The sequence below is a fragment of the Wolbachia endosymbiont (group A) of Bibio marci genome (assembly GCF_947251645.1).
Classification (GTDB): Bacteria; Pseudomonadota; Alphaproteobacteria; order Rickettsiales; family Anaplasmataceae; genus Wolbachia.
Map to the genome: position 1 here is coordinate 148695 of NZ_OX366364.1, position 14217 is coordinate 162911.

A 14217-nucleotide genomic window follows, 5' to 3' on the forward strand; every position below is an offset into this window, starting at 1 on the left:
GAACACTAATTACCACGGGATTTCTTTGCCTTTTTTTCTGCTTAGTAAATTTCTTAAACATTTAAGCTAAGGTGAGTTGCATTTAAAAGCAGCTAAATTGCAGTGTTTAAGACTTAAAAAACGCCAATACTGAAAATAGATAGTAATCGGGGCTTCTTTTGCCTTTTTTTCGTTTGGTAAATTTCTTAATGTTTATGGCTAAACGACAACCGTCATTCCCCTACGTGTTAGCGGCTGAGATACCGCGAATGAATCGCGGTATGACGGTTCGCGGCGGGATGACGATAAAGCCTCGTCACCCCGCTATGTGTTAGCGGGATCTAGAGATACCGCGGCGGTATGACGGTTCGCGGTGGCATGACGATAAAGCCTCGTCACCCCGCTACGTGTTAGCGCCGTGGCGGTATGACGGTTCGTGGTGGCATGACGATAACTTCGTCATCCCGCTGCTTGTTAGCGGGATCTATGCTAAGAGATACCGTGAATAAATCACGGTATGACGGTTTGTGGTGGAATGGCGATAAGCTCGTCATCCCGCTACGTGTTAGCGGCTAAGAGATACCGCGGCGGTATGACGTAGAAGCTATACTTTTATACTCACCAACTCAGCTGGATCCAAGTAGTCAAAGCACTGGAATGACAATGTGGAGTGTCTGCTTCTGTCATCCTATGATAGCTAAAAAGACCTAGATTCCAGCGTCACGCGCTGGAATGACATTGTAGGGTGTTATCCGAGTCCTTTTTTCCGTCATCCGAGGACCGTATGACGTCATCCAAGTAGCGTGACTACTTGCTGGATTACCAATCCGCAGAAATTGGGGCATTTGGATCACTTGGAATATCAAAGATTTGTGTTTGTGATATTTCCTTTTGCACAAAATTTTTAACCTGTTCCTCTGTTACACCAATTGCAAAATTTGGGTGAGCAATTACTTCAGCAGCTGATGGACTTGTTCCATTTGCTCCTTGCTCCCCTTTCTCTCCTTGTGGGCCTTGAGCTCCATCTTTACCATCTTTACCATTTGCTCCTTGCTCCCCTTTCTCTCCTTTTAGCCCTTTACCTTCTAAGAATACCTTTGCTGTTTGGTTATTTTTACCATCATACTTTGCTTCGTCTGAGCTACCAAGAAATTCTCCTAATTTTTCCACTAGAACTGATTTTTTATTGTTATCTTGTGCAGCAAGTATTGCATCTGCTAAAGCTTTTCCTTTATCTGCTTGAGTTGCAATATTGGAACCATCAGTTTTAACAAATGCAGTATCTGCAGCTGTTTTAGTATAGACTTCATCACCTTTAGCAGCTTTAATATATACCTTGTTTGTAAAATCAGGAGAAGCAGTTAAAGCATCCACAACAGGCTGTTTTACTACTTCTGTTTTTAGCGTATCTGTAAGTCCTAAAATTTTAACAAATGCATCATCCATACCTTTTTTGGTATAGATACCTTTATCATCATCACCTTTTGCTAATTCTGGTATTAAAGCATCCACAACAGGCTGTTTTACTACTTCTGTTTTTAGCGTATCTGTAAGTCCTAAAGTTTTAACAAATGCATCATCCACACCTTTTTTGGTATAGATACCTTTATCATCATCACCTTTTGCTAATTCTGGTATTAAAGCATCCACAACAGCTTTTTCTGCAACTTTTGCTGAAAGTTCTGAAGTTTTAACAACTTTGTCTGTAAGCTTGTCTAAAATAACAGTAACTTTAGCATCATCTAAATTGGTACCATCAATATTAGCTTTATTATCTAGGTCAGTTTTCTTAGCAAAAGTAGCACCTATTTTGGTTTCAGAGATTTTGTCATTGCCATCTTTTGCATCGAATATAGCTTCTACAACATCTTTCGCTGCAGCTTTTGTTTTAAGCTCTGTAGCTTTAACAAATGCAGTATCTGCAGCAGTTTTAGTATAAACTTCATCGGCTGGAGCAGCTTTAATATATACCTTATTTGTAAAATCAGAAGAAGCAGTTACAGCATCCACAACAGCTTTTTTTGCAACTTTTGTTGCAAGATCTGCAGTTTTAACAAATGCAGTATCTGCAGCAGTTTTAGTGTATACTTTACCGGTAAAATCAGAAGAAGCAGTTATAGCATCCACAACAGCTTTTTTTGCAACTTTTGTTCCAAGATCTGCAGTTTTAACAAATGTAGTATCTGCATCATTTTTAGTGTATACTTTATCGGTAAAATCAGAGGAAGCAGTTATAGCATCCACGACATCTTTCGCTGCAGCTTTTGCTGTAAGCTCTGTAGCTTTAACAAATGCAGTATCTGCAGCAGTTTTACTGTATACTTTACCGGTAAAATCAGAAGAAGCAGTTATAGCATCCACAACAGCTTTTTTTGCAACTTTTGTTGCAAGATCTGCAGTTTTAACAAACGCAGTATCTGCAGCAGTTTTAGTGTATACTTTATCGGTAAAATCATGAGAAGCAGTTATAGCATCCACAACAGGCTTTTGTGCTACTTCTTCTGCAAGAACTGATTTACCAACATTACTACCATCTATAGTAAGTAATTTTCCTAAAGCTGTTGCTAAACCATTTACTGTATGACTTACTTTAGCACTACCGTGTTGGTTTGTATTCCAATTTAAGATCATTTGTGGTTATATCCAAAGTATATTTATTACCCGCCTTATCTTCCAAAGCTATAAGTTTAACTTCACTCAAAGCTGTTGCATCAGTTGTTTTATCTTGTTTTTTAAAACTTAAACCAGCCACCATATCACACTCTCCGTTAATTATAAAAACCATAGCATGCATGAAAAAAGTATAATTTTCGTTAATGCTAGATTTTACATAAGATTTCCTTGAAGCTTGTTGTTTCAGAATTCTTCTCTTGTCATTCCAGTGTCAGCTACTTGGATGACAGCTAGCCTGACAACCGTCATCCCGCTACTTGTTAGCGGCTAAGAGATACCGCGAATGAATCGCGGTATGACGTAAGAAAACCTTTCTTGGGTTAGCTATAGATGTAGGCCGAGTTGTGGTCGTGATAAATGTGGTCGCTTGTGTAATCAAACATTTTCACAAAGCCATTCTCTAGATAAAGATTATATTCGTGATGTTGATCTGATAATACAATATTATCTTGCTCCCCTAAATTGAAATGACTTGAATCTGACAGCAATTCGTAATTTGGATTATCTATTTTACTAATGCTGCTTATTACTTTGCCATTACCACTTGATATAGCTAAACTATAACTATCACCATCCTTCATTATCTTGATGGACACCTTATCTTCAGGTAACACTATAAGCTTTTTCGTATCACTATCGTGGATTACGAATTTGCCTTTTTCAAAATAGTATTTGTCTTCCGGCAAAGCACCAACCTTGTATTCTGATGTGTGCAGTTTGTTCCAAAAATCTAACACAGATTGCTTTTCTGTTCCTTCCGCTCTATCATACAAGGCTTTCACATCATTATAATCTATGGTTACATTTGCCTTGTGCTTCCCTTCTGAGTCCTGCTCGCGACTCTTTTTTATTTTGAGAATTGTGTCTTTTAATACTACCTGTTCTTGCTCTTTCTCCTCCACTGAAGCTGTTCTTTTCGTTCTTGTTAAACTTTGTGATGGAATTGGCTGATCAGACTGCATTTCACTATTGTCGTTTGATACAGTTTTCTCTTCAGCAACTTGTGCAACAACATTAGTAGTACTATGAACTTCTGTCTTAGTTTCACTTACCTGCCCTTTTGGACTTTCAGTTTGTTTCTCTTTTGTGAATATTCTCTGATAGTCCGTGTAGCCTCTATTAGTATCACCGATATCGCCATCACCTTGATCGAAAGTTATTTTTTTACTTCCATTTTCCATGCTCTCAATTTCAACTTGAGGAGAAACAGATGCTAGGAAATCGTTATAACTGTAGTTGTAGTCAGCAGAAAAGAATATTTTCCCTTTGAAATTATGGAAGTTATTAGATAACATTCCAATTTATTCGTCGCCATCAAACAATTTTACCTTAGTGAAATATGTTTGATCTTTTATTCTAACTATTTCACCGCTAGAGTTTTTTTGTATGTGGTAATCATTTGGGTCGTACTTTATAGCAAAAAGTTTGCCAGAGCCATATTTCTCTAAGTTTATAAGGCCCACATTTACATATTTATGGGAATAATCTCTCTTTTCATATTCATGTGCAAATATTGGATCTATATATCTATATTCATCTGGTATATCATCACCTCGAACATCATACCTGTATTCAGTACCATATTTATCAGATGGTGCTAGTTTATATGCTCCGTCTTTTTCCACTAATTTTAGATGAGTGATACTAGTTGGTAATTGAAACCTTACATTTGCTCCGTGATCATGAATAAATAGATCACCTTTCTCGGTAATATAAAAGCCCATATTTTTGAACTCATGTAAGCGCTCGTCTCCTTGCTTTACGACAGCTTCATATACATCATCGTCTGTCCTATCTGTTCCCTTATTATCCAGTAATTTTCCTTTTTCCACGATTACTCCATTTGCCTTTTGCTCATCAGAATATTGTGCATGCTCTGAATCCTGATGATTCAAAATTTTGGTACCTCTAAGGAGCAGAGAATCTAAATCTTTTTGAATATGTCCAGTGCTAGGATGCAACAACTCATTCTCATGTAAATGTGCTTCATCAAAGTATTCATCGCGTTCAACTGTTCTGCCGTCTATTAAAGAAGCTTTATACTGACCATTTTCTTTTGTGACCGCCATATAAGCACCACCATCATATTGAGTATTTAAGTTGTGCAATATATCCTCAAAAACAAAAGTTTCTTTAGTTTGACCTTCAACTTGCTTAAAAAATCCTGATTCACTCGATAATTCTCCAAGCTTTGTATTTCCGTCATATATAGACAGTGCACCCATATCTCCTTGACCATGAGCTTGCATAGAAAAAATCTTACCTTCTTGTAGATCAATATGATTTGTACCTCTTATCAAGTTTGAATCGATATTGATCATCTCTTCTAACATCTTTTCTACATCGATGTTCTTAGTCGCTTTTACTTGTTCTAAGCCAGTGTTTATGGTTTTATCAAGTAAGGTACTTTTTAAATTTTCATACTTACCTAGTATTGCATCTTTCAGTTGTGTATATTTGTCTTGTGTAGCACTATATAATCTCTTATCTTCATTACAATAATTAGTGCTGGCTGAATTGCATTTTTCTACAAATTTCTCATAAGAGACCTCTCCTCTTTTGTATTGCTCGTATGCATCATGACGCTGTGTTTCTTCCTGTTCACGCAGGCCTTTCAACACATCATCATATTCTATATCCTTCTGCTTATCTAAGTCTTCTAGCTCGCTCGCACGTATTTTTTCTAAGTCTTCTTTCCCATTATAGTAAGATTTTCTTAGATCTTCACCATATTTTGATAGCATCCTTAAAGCCTGATCTTTATACTCTTGACTATTTTGATATTCATTACCTTGTTGGTCAGAGTAAGTTAGTTTATCCTGTCCATCGGAAGTTTTTACTACCTTAAGGAAATGATATTCCTTTGATATATCAAGTGTATCATTTGTTGCCCTATTTATAGCACGAGCAACATCATAAAATGCAACGTGTTCTACAGGAGAAAAACTTCCAACGTTTTCTCCATCCATTTTTTCTATATTTGCTTTATAATAGGATACATTTTTAATTTCTCCGCCCACTATTTCTTGACCAGTTGCTATAAAATCTCCTTTTGTAACTTGCAAAGCGTTAAGATGTTCCATTGCAGTTTCTGTATCATTCTCAGCAAGCCAACTTTTGAAGTCAGTATCGTGTCCTTTTATGTCTTTCAAGAAACTTTTTGACTCATCTGAGTTACCTTGACGTAAAGCATCTAGGTAGTCTCTTAATAAACTAGGATCTTTTTCCTGTAAGTACATTATCAACGCATGACCTGTTTTATAAACCAGGCTATTTGCTTCGCTGTCCTTTGAATATTCTAAACTTAAAATTTTATCTAAATCCAAATTTGCAGCTTCAGTTTTGTCGATACTTGATTCCTTGAGAATTGAATTTATGATCTGAATGATGCTCAAAGTAATCTGCAATTTCTTCCATTAATACTGTAGGTAGGTGCTTACCTCCTGTAGCCAAGTAAGTTAAACCATGTGCAAATTCATGCTGAAGGTTATGAACGCCACCTTGCTGATAGACATACATTTCAGCAAAAACATCAGCTTCCCCTTTGTAGTAACATTTACCACCCTCATCTCCAAGGTAAGAACCGAAATGCTCGCTTCTGCCAAGGTGAGTGTAATCATCCTTGTCATCAAACATATAAATTTTAAATGTTTGTTCTGAGTTGCTGTGTTCTAACTTGAATGTATCTTTAAAACTAGTAGCTGTTTCTCTTATCTCACTTTCAATTGTTGCAATTTTACTTGCTCTTAAATTATGAGAATAAACTTCTACTTTAATATTTAAATCTTTAACTTCTACAACATGTGGCGAATTAAACCCTTTGCCGTTATTGTTAAAGTATTATTCTTTAGTTATATTTTTATTTATTTGTTGATTGATTGTCATAATTCTAACCTCTAATTTATTAACTCTTCAAATATAAGGTGATCTCTACTAAAAAAGTGTGAATTTTCATATTGGTATACTCTATATCTTAGTGAAAAAATATAAGTAATTAATTTAATATGAACAATATAAGATATAGCTATAACTAAAGCAATTTAGATTTACCGATAATTTGGTAAGCTATGAACTCGTCATTCCGCTACGTGTTAGCGGAATCTATGCTGAGATACCGCGAATGAATCGCGGTATGACGTAGGAAAACCTGACCTGCACTAGCTATAGGCTCTATAGCTTGACCACAAAAAAAATCTAGGTTCTAACGTTACATTAGGATAGGGTAAGAATTTAAAAGCAAATTGACTTTCATTCCACCAAAGCACTATACTAAAACCACGATGGGTAATTAGCTCAGTTGGTAGAGCACTTGCTTGACGTGCAAGCGGTCGCTGGTTCGAATCCAGTGTTACCCACGTTTTTGTTTATGAAAAAATTTTATATGACAGCAGTGCATAACGGTAAACACTCAGCAGCGCAGTCCAAGCGCTTAATCTATTCCATAATAATAGTTGCGATAACAATGTTTATGGAAATAGTAGGTGGAATAATTTCACATTCGCTTGCTCTATTATCAGATGCAGGGCATATGCTCACTGACCTCTTTGCCTTAGTTTTAAGCTGGTTAGCACACAAATTTTCAGCTAAGAAATCTGATTTGCAGAGATCATACGGGTATCATCGGTTGCAAATAATTGCAGCATTTGTTAATGGTTTAACTTTATTCTTCATTGCAGTAATTATTATAATTGAATCAATAAAGAGGTTTATTTTTCCAGTCAATGTTGAGTGGAAAGTAATGTTAATAATTGCTACACTCGGTCTTATCTCTAACATAATAGTCTTTTTTATATTACATAGTAAATGCGAGAGCAATATAAACATAAAAAGTGCTGTATTGCATGTTATTGGAGATATTTTAGGTTCTGTAGCTGCTATACTTGCATCCATAATTATCATGCTTACTGGATGGCAAGTAGTAGATCCTATTCTGTCAGTATTTGTCAGTGTAATCATCCTAAACAGTGGCTATAAAATTCTAAAGAATTCTTGCCACATACTCCTTGAAGGTACGCCTGAGGGTATATCAACTGAAGAAATAAAAAGTAAAATTGTATCTAAGCTACCTGAAGTGATAGATGTGCACCACATACATGCATGGTCGCTGTCTGATAATTACTTTATCATAACGATGCATGCCAAAGTAAAGCAAGATGCACAACACACTGATATTTTGTATGAGATAAAAAAAATACTACTAAATAGGTTCGAGATAGCACACTCTACAGTTGAAATTGAATACGATGAGTGTGCGGATAATAAGATACTTAAACATTGACGTTTAAAATTATTATGGTATTACTAGAGTGTAATGATGTTGAAGGTAAGCTATGATAGGTATTTCTCAAGTACAATTTCCTCGTGGTGGTTCCAGTAAAGTTAGAACTGCTCTCTATTTATCTTTTTATTATGCGTTAACTGTAGTAACCATGCCTACTTCGATAATAGTTAGCTTGGTATTTACTCTATATGATGCAGAAATTAAAACGTTTCTTGGATATAAAAAAATAAAAGGTGATGAGAAAATAAGTCAAAAAGAATATTGGAAAATATTTGGTCAAGGTAACATAATCAAGTCGATCTTAATTTCATGTATTGCAGGACTAACAATTCATTATTTTTTTTCTAAGCTTTTAATATTAACTTGGCTGTTAGCACCGATACCATTGGCAGTTGGAATAATCCTGCTACAATCTGAAACAAGGCCAGCAACACTTAACCCTATAGCCTTACTTAAAGCTTCATTAAAGCTCCTTTCCAATGGTTTGTATGAGAATTTAGTTGGTATGAAAAATGTAATAAATGCTATGATGGAACATATGATGCCTCATATGGCAAATGATAGCATTATTGATAGTATTAATACACTAAAAGGTAAATATGGTGAGAAGATACCAGAACCTAATGGTGTTATACATAATGATGGATTTGTTAAGTTTATTAAGTATATAGAAGGAGAAAAAGAGTTTAGAAGTAATAATAAAAAAGAGTTGATCAATTTTTTTAATGAATGGTGTAATGATGATAAACAAATTCATGTTTCTGGACTCACGGGAGGGCAAATTTTATATTTGGTTCTAAAGGCCTGTAATAGTGGAGATAGTGAATCAGTTACAACAAAAAGACGGGAATTGGTAGGGTCTTTAATGTATGCCGTAAACTATGCTAAAGGAACAGTTGTTCCCGAAACCTGCTTTACTGGTATTATTGGTGCAATGTTAAAGTCATTAGAAGGAATATACCCTGGTATTAGAGTAGAATACCTTATGGAAAACAGAATTGGAACGTATGCAGAAGGTGAGGCGTGTGAATTTATTAAGAAAGAGCTGAAAAAAAAGAAGAATCATAAAGAAATCCTCAATGCTTGGGATAAGTCAGATGATAGCAGTAACCAAATAACTTCTAATTTTATTCAAGAGATCAGGATACCTTTAATGAGAAATTTGTTTAGCTTGGATTGTAGTGAACAGAATGTAATTTCTACAATAGAAAATCTTGAATATATTAATCCAGGAAGATTAACCGACCCAAACATCGATAATATAAGAAGAACAGGGTCAGCACATGAATTATAAAAACTTATGTTCCTTGCCTTGCAGAAGATTTGTGATATTTTTATAGTGCTTTAAGAAAATTAATATTGCTACAGTGAGTAGTGCAAGAAATAAGTCTTTTTGAAAAAAGAGAGATGCTAATACAGCTGCTGTAGTAGAAGTCAAAGAAGCAAGAGAAGAGTATCTAAAGATAAAAAATACCACTATCCAGGCAAATATAAATATCAAAGCAATTGGCATATTAAGTGCTATCAGAACTCCCAAAGTTGTTGAAACTCCTTTGCCTCCTTTAAATTTTAGCCAAATAGGAAACATGTGCCCTAAAATTGCAGATACATATATATAAAAATCGTTATTATCACAAAATTGTTGTGCTATATAAACGGCGATGAATCCTTTCAAGGAATCCAGAAGTAATGCCAGAGCAGCAAGAAATTTATTCCCTGTTCTTGCAACGTTTGTAGCACCGATATTACCTGAACCTATTTCTCTTAAGTTTATCCCTTTTATTCTTGTAATAATTAAGCTAAACGGTATTGAACCGAGTATATAGGATAGTATAAGGACTATAACTAACACAGGTAAAATTTACTATCGAAAGACCTCGTCATCCCGCTGCTTGTTAGCGGCTGAGATACCGCGGCGGTATGACGTAGGGAAGTCTTACTTATTATAGCTATACCTCTCCGCATATATCGAAGATTCAATTAATTTTATTATTTTTCAGCCTTTTTAGGTAGCACTGAACTTCATCGTTAATCTGATTACTAAACAGTATAAGCGCTGTCATATTGATGAGAGCTAAACAAGAGAATAAAGTTCCACCAATATTGGCAATAGCCATTATATCTTTAGAAAGACCAGAAAAAAACGCCACAATTATTACCGCTATGCGATATATCACTATACTTTTTGCACCGAATAAATATAGCCACCCCATTTCACAACAATATACAAACGAAATTACTGAAGAAAATGCAAACAAAGGTGCAGCTATTGTTAGAAGTATAGGAAACCACGGAGAAAGTGTCTCAAATGCTTTTTGAGTGACTAATATCCCTTCACCAACACTAGTCTGGTATGCACCTGTTATTACTATCGTTATTCCAGTTAAACAGCAAATGAGCATTGTATCAAAACACGGTTCTATCATAGCAACAAGCCCAGTTCTTACTGGTTCTTCATCTTTAGTTGTTGCATGAGTAATTGCAGCAGAACCAACACCCGCTTCGCTGGCAAAAATTGCTCTTTGAATTCCAGCAACAAATGCTCCTACCATCCCTCCGCCAACAGCATTAAAATCTATCATGCTGGAAAATAATATCTTAAATGTGTGACCAAGATTGTGGATATTAAATCCAATAATAACAAGGCAGCTACATATATATATGAGTGACATAATAGGCACTAGTGCAGAAGATACTCTAGCTATCCTTTTAATTCCGCCAATAATCACTAGAGCAAGCAGCGCAGAGATTATGGAAGAAAGAAACCAAGAGTGACCATCTACCCAACTTGAATAGCCAGATAATATTGAAACCATTTGGTTAGTTTGAAACGCTACACTTCCACCAAGGCCTGATAATACAAAGAATACTGCATACATGGCAGCCAGCACAATACCAAGTTTTTTAAATCCAAATTCCTCCAGACCATTCCTTATATACTGAAAGGGGCCACTAAACAATTGGTCCTGATCTTCTGTTCTATGTCTAAATGCTAAAGTCACTTCGGCAAATTTTGCTGACATACCAAAAAAACCTGTAATCATCATCCAAGGCACCGCTCCTGGCCCTCCCATTGAAACTGCAATTGCGACTCCAGCAACAGTTCCAAGGCCTACTGTGCTTGAAAGTGCAGTCATAAATGCCTGAAAATGTGTAATATGACCATTATGGTGATTCGTGTCATATTTTCCACATAAAATAGCAAACGCATGCTTAAACATTCTTATGTTGAGAAATCCAAAACGTAATGTTAGAAACACATAACCAAAAACTAGTAGAAGAAGTATGAACGGTATATAAAAGATTTTGAAAAACAGCGCTTCATTCATGAAGTTATTTATTCCATTCAACACAGCGTCATAACTTTCGTAAAAACCTGAAGCAGCATACGCATCATTAAACAATAGACAAAATAACACCATACAAAGCAATCTATAAGTCATGTTTAATACCTTTTAGAATTGTAATAAGAATCTATTGTATTCAAAACTTCCCTTCTCAGTAGATATATTGCAACAGCATTTGGAACCATAAGGCACATGAACAAACTGTCACCTAGATAAGATATAAATTCTATATCCTTTGACATACAACTGATATACACTGAAACCACTATAAGAATTTGGAACGGTATCAGTATTTTTTTATTACCAAATAAATACAGCAAAGCAACTTCACAGTAGTAACAATAAGCTATTATTGTAGAAAATGCAAAGGAAAACATCATTAGCGGAAAAACTAACTTGCTGAACAAGGGCAAAGCTGTTGAGAATACCGAACTAATTAGTGTAATATCACCCACGTTATCAGTGCTATGCATACCAGTGATAATTATCACAATACCAGTCAAAAATGAGATTAATATTGTGTCTATAAGTGGTGCAATCATTGCAACACACCCAACTTTAATTGGATCTTCTTCTTTTACAGCTGAATGTGCTATAGCTGCTGTTCCGGTACCTGCTTCGTTGGCAAACACTGATCTTCTCACTCCGGCTATTAATCCGCTCAATACTCCGCCTCCTATAGCCGATTTATTGAAAATATCTTGAAATATTATAGATAAAGCATTCAGCAAATTACTTCTGTTTACATAAATTAAATATATACACATACCCACATATAGCACTATCATAATTGGTGCTAAGCTCGTTGAAACGAAAGCAATGCGCTTTATTCCTCCCAATATTACAATAAAGACAAGCAGAGATATAATAATGGACGCGTTGTATTCAAAGAGGTTATTTGACAATGCTGCTATCTGATTCGCTTGAAATGGTATACCGCCCAAAATCATTGCAATAAGTAGCATAATTGCATAAGTAAAGGCAAGAAATCTACCAGTTTTTGCAAATCCAATCTTTGCAAGCCCGTATTTCATGTAATAAAAAGCACCACCAGTTGTATTTTCAGAGCGATAAGTGAATGCAAGCACCACCTCGGCAAACTTTATCGACATACCAAGTATTCCGGTAATTACCATCCAAAAAACTGCACTTGGGCCCCCTATTGTGATAGCTATTGCAACTCCTGATATTGTTCCAAGGCCAACTGTTCCTGAAATTACTGTTGCAAACGCTTGAATATGAGTGATTATGCCATTGTTATTGTTATTACACTTTAGATTGAATAGCGTCTGTATTCCATGCTTGAACAATCTAAAGTTAGTGAATTTGAATTGGATGGTACAAAAAACCCCAGTTGCAATTACCCAAATAATTATAAATGGAATGTTGAATATCTTTATGTACAGAAATGAATTTAACAGTTCATTTATTTTTACAATCATGCTGCTCACTACTTTTTATTACAACTTATAGCTAACGAGCTTTATACGAGTAATATATATAAAGCCCAGTGCTTACTGGAATAGTAAGTACATACACTACACCTAAAATTGGTAGCGTTATCCAGGGCTTACTGATGAAAAATATAATAAGTACTCCAAAAAATGACACAAATATATAAGATAGGCTTTTGGGAATATAAATATATTTTGCAGAGAAAGTTGGAATGTGACTTATCGAAAAAAATGAAATGGCCAGAAAGTAACAAGCTACGTTTCTTGTGTTAAAAAATCGCTCTATGAGAAGTAAGTATTCACTCTCATGAGATTGAAAGGTAATAATTATTGGCAACAAAGAAAGTAAAGCACACACTGGAGCTGGAACACCAGAAAAGAAAAATTTTTCCCAGTATGATTGTTCTGAGTGTAGCGAAACATTAAATCTTGCAAGTCTTATTGATATGCAGATTACGTATATCATTACTAAAATCCAACCTATGACTTTGATTTCATTTAGCTTCCAAAAATACAAAAGAAATGCAGGCGCTGCACCAAAATTTAGAAAATCTGCAAAAGAATCAAGCTGGGCTCCAAAATCGCTAGTTGATTTTAGAATTCTAGCTATTCTGCCATCCATTCCATCTATTATTGCTGCAATGATGATAAAAATTACTGAGAATTCCCATTGTTCATTAAATGTAAATTTAAGTGAAGTGAGACCAGAACATAAACCCAATAAAGTTATAAAGTTTGGGAATAATTTAGTAATAGGTAAGAATCTACTGTTACTTCCATCGTTATTCATATAACGTCAAAAGTAAGCTTCTCTTGAACGTTTTCCTTATTTAAGTTTACTATAATTGTTTCACCACCAATAACAGTTTGCCCTTCTGAAACTCTTACTTCTATATCAGCAGGAACATAAATATTTACTCTACTGCCAAATCTTATAATTCCAAACCTTTCACCTGCTTTTACGTTCTGGGATACTCCTAAATTACAAACGATACGACGTGCAATTAATCCAGCTATTTGCTCCACAATAATTTCTTTTCCCTTTTCGTATTCAATCACAATAACCTGCTTTTCATTTTCATTACTAGACCTATTGCTCATTGCGGATACAAACTTGCCTTTTTTATAACTCATTTCCTTTATCGCACCAGATATTGGTATACGATTCACATGGACGTTCAAAACACTTAAAAATATGCTAACAAGCGTGAACTTCTTCTCTTCTCCATTTTCTGCCAATAAAGGATAATTAACTTCTTCAATTTTTGAAATCACACCATCAGCAGGACTTAATATAAGATCCTTATTGTTTGGCACAACTCTTGCTGGATCACGAAAGAAATAAGTACACAATAATGTCGGAAACAAGCACGTAACACCAAACCCCCAAGATATAGAGAATGCTATACACGTTACTATAAAGGAAACTACTATAAATGAATAACCTTCCCTATTTATATTAGGTAAACCAAAACACATAATC

The 14217-nt window shown here is 35.2% G+C and carries 12 protein-coding genes and 1 tRNA gene; 3 read left to right on the top strand and 10 right to left on the bottom strand.

Translation table 11 applies throughout. The features are described 5' to 3' along the window. Positions 1-798 precede the first annotated feature (798 nt). From OPR48_RS00885 to OPR48_RS00905, 5 genes are all read right to left on the bottom strand, one after another. Entirely contained in the window at positions 799-2610 is a 1812-nt protein-coding gene (locus OPR48_RS00885; RefSeq protein ID WP_265026180.1) for a collagen-like protein, read from the bottom strand. Then, positions 2576-2734, bottom strand: a complete 159-nt coding sequence (locus tag OPR48_RS00890; protein WP_265026181.1) for a hypothetical protein — start codon at positions 2732-2734, stop codon at positions 2576-2578. Before OPR48_RS00890 ends, OPR48_RS00885 begins: the two co-directional genes overlap by 35 nt. A 238-nt stretch (positions 2735-2972) precedes the next feature. Beyond that, complete coding sequence (locus OPR48_RS00895; RefSeq protein WP_265026182.1) at positions 2973-3947, bottom strand: hypothetical protein; 975 nt, start codon at positions 3945-3947, stop codon at positions 2973-2975. A gap of 6 nt (positions 3948-3953) precedes the next feature. Then, positions 3954-6047, bottom strand: a complete 2094-nt coding sequence (locus tag OPR48_RS00900) for a hypothetical protein (protein WP_265026183.1) — start codon at positions 6045-6047, stop codon at positions 3954-3956. Next, entirely contained in the window at positions 5989-6288 is a 300-nt protein-coding gene (locus OPR48_RS00905) for a hypothetical protein (RefSeq protein ID WP_265026184.1), read from the bottom strand. The genes OPR48_RS00900 and OPR48_RS00905 overlap by 59 nt, the downstream gene beginning before the upstream one ends. Before the next feature lie 646 nt (positions 6289-6934). On the opposite strand from OPR48_RS00905, the gene OPR48_RS00910 reads away from it, so the two are divergent. The 3 genes from OPR48_RS00910 to OPR48_RS00920 all read left to right on the top strand — a co-directional run bounded on the left by OPR48_RS00910 (position 6935) and on the right by OPR48_RS00920 (position 9227). After that, positions 6935-7007: transfer RNA gene (locus tag OPR48_RS00910), tRNA-Val, on the top strand. Positions 7008-7018: 11 nt separating this feature from the next. Beyond that, the gene (locus OPR48_RS00915; RefSeq protein WP_265026185.1) at positions 7019-7930 is read left to right on the top strand and encodes a cation diffusion facilitator family transporter; all 912 of its coding nucleotides are present in this window, start codon (positions 7019-7021) and stop codon (positions 7928-7930) included. Positions 7931-7982: 52 nt separating this feature from the next. After that, the gene (locus OPR48_RS00920) at positions 7983-9227 is read left to right on the top strand and encodes a hypothetical protein (RefSeq protein ID WP_265026186.1); all 1245 of its coding nucleotides are present in this window, start codon (positions 7983-7985) and stop codon (positions 9225-9227) included. Here OPR48_RS00920 and plsY read toward each other — a convergent pair. The 5 genes from plsY to OPR48_RS00945 all read right to left on the bottom strand — a co-directional run bounded on the left by plsY (position 9222) and on the right by OPR48_RS00945 (position 14213). After that, complete coding sequence (plsY, locus tag OPR48_RS00925; RefSeq protein ID WP_265026187.1) at positions 9222-9785, bottom strand: glycerol-3-phosphate 1-O-acyltransferase PlsY; 564 nt, start codon at positions 9783-9785, stop codon at positions 9222-9224. The two genes, OPR48_RS00920 and plsY, sit on opposite strands and share 6 nt — an antisense overlap. A 124-nt stretch (positions 9786-9909) precedes the next feature. Next, a complete protein-coding gene (locus OPR48_RS00930; RefSeq protein WP_320109924.1) occupies positions 9910-11376 on the bottom strand; it encodes an alanine/glycine:cation symporter family protein in 1467 nt (488 codons plus the stop codon). 2 nt (positions 11377-11378) lie between these two features. Further along, positions 11379-12722, bottom strand: coding sequence for an alanine/glycine:cation symporter family protein (locus tag OPR48_RS00935; RefSeq protein WP_265026189.1), 1344 nt, complete (start codon positions 12720-12722; stop codon positions 11379-11381). 31 nt (positions 12723-12753) lie between these two features. Then, the gene (locus OPR48_RS00940; protein ID WP_265026190.1) at positions 12754-13524 is read right to left on the bottom strand and encodes a CDP-alcohol phosphatidyltransferase family protein; all 771 of its coding nucleotides are present in this window, start codon (positions 13522-13524) and stop codon (positions 12754-12756) included. Continuing rightward, positions 13521-14213: a phosphatidylserine decarboxylase gene (locus OPR48_RS00945; protein WP_265026674.1), complete on the bottom strand. Its 693-nt coding sequence runs from the start codon at positions 14211-14213 to the stop codon at positions 13521-13523. The genes OPR48_RS00940 and OPR48_RS00945 overlap by 4 nt, the downstream gene beginning before the upstream one ends. Positions 14214-14217 lie beyond the last annotated feature (4 nt).

What these genes read in the sequence shown, in the direction of transcription:
- OPR48_RS00885 (WP_265026180.1), bottom strand. Translation starts at nt 2,610, where the DNA reads ATGATCTTAAATTGGAATACAAACCAACACGGTAGTGCTAAAGTAAGT.
- OPR48_RS00890 (WP_265026181.1), bottom strand. Translation starts at nt 2,734, where the DNA reads ATGGTGGCTGGTTTAAGTTTTAAAAAACAAGATAAAACAACTGATGCA.
- OPR48_RS00895 (WP_265026182.1), bottom strand. Translation starts at nt 3,947, where the DNA reads ATGTTATCTAATAACTTCCATAATTTCAAAGGGAAAATATTCTTTTCT.
- OPR48_RS00905 (WP_265026184.1), bottom strand. Translation starts at nt 6,288, where the DNA reads ATGTTTGATGACAAGGATGATTACACTCACCTTGGCAGAAGCGAGCAT.
- OPR48_RS00915 (WP_265026185.1), top strand. Translation starts at nt 7,019, where the DNA reads ATGAAAAAATTTTATATGACAGCAGTGCATAACGGTAAACACTCAGCA.
- OPR48_RS00920 (WP_265026186.1), top strand. Translation starts at nt 7,983, where the DNA reads ATGATAGGTATTTCTCAAGTACAATTTCCTCGTGGTGGTTCCAGTAAA.
- OPR48_RS00930 (WP_320109924.1), bottom strand. Translation starts at nt 11,376, where the DNA reads ATGACTTATAGATTGCTTTGTATGGTGTTATTTTGTCTATTGTTTAAT.
- OPR48_RS00935 (WP_265026189.1), bottom strand. Translation starts at nt 12,722, where the DNA reads ATGATTGTAAAAATAAATGAACTGTTAAATTCATTTCTGTACATAAAG.
- OPR48_RS00940 (WP_265026190.1), bottom strand. Translation starts at nt 13,524, where the DNA reads ATGAATAACGATGGAAGTAACAGTAGATTCTTACCTATTACTAAATTA.
- OPR48_RS00945 (WP_265026674.1), bottom strand. Translation starts at nt 14,213, where the DNA reads ATGTGTTTTGGTTTACCTAATATAAATAGGGAAGGTTATTCATTTATA.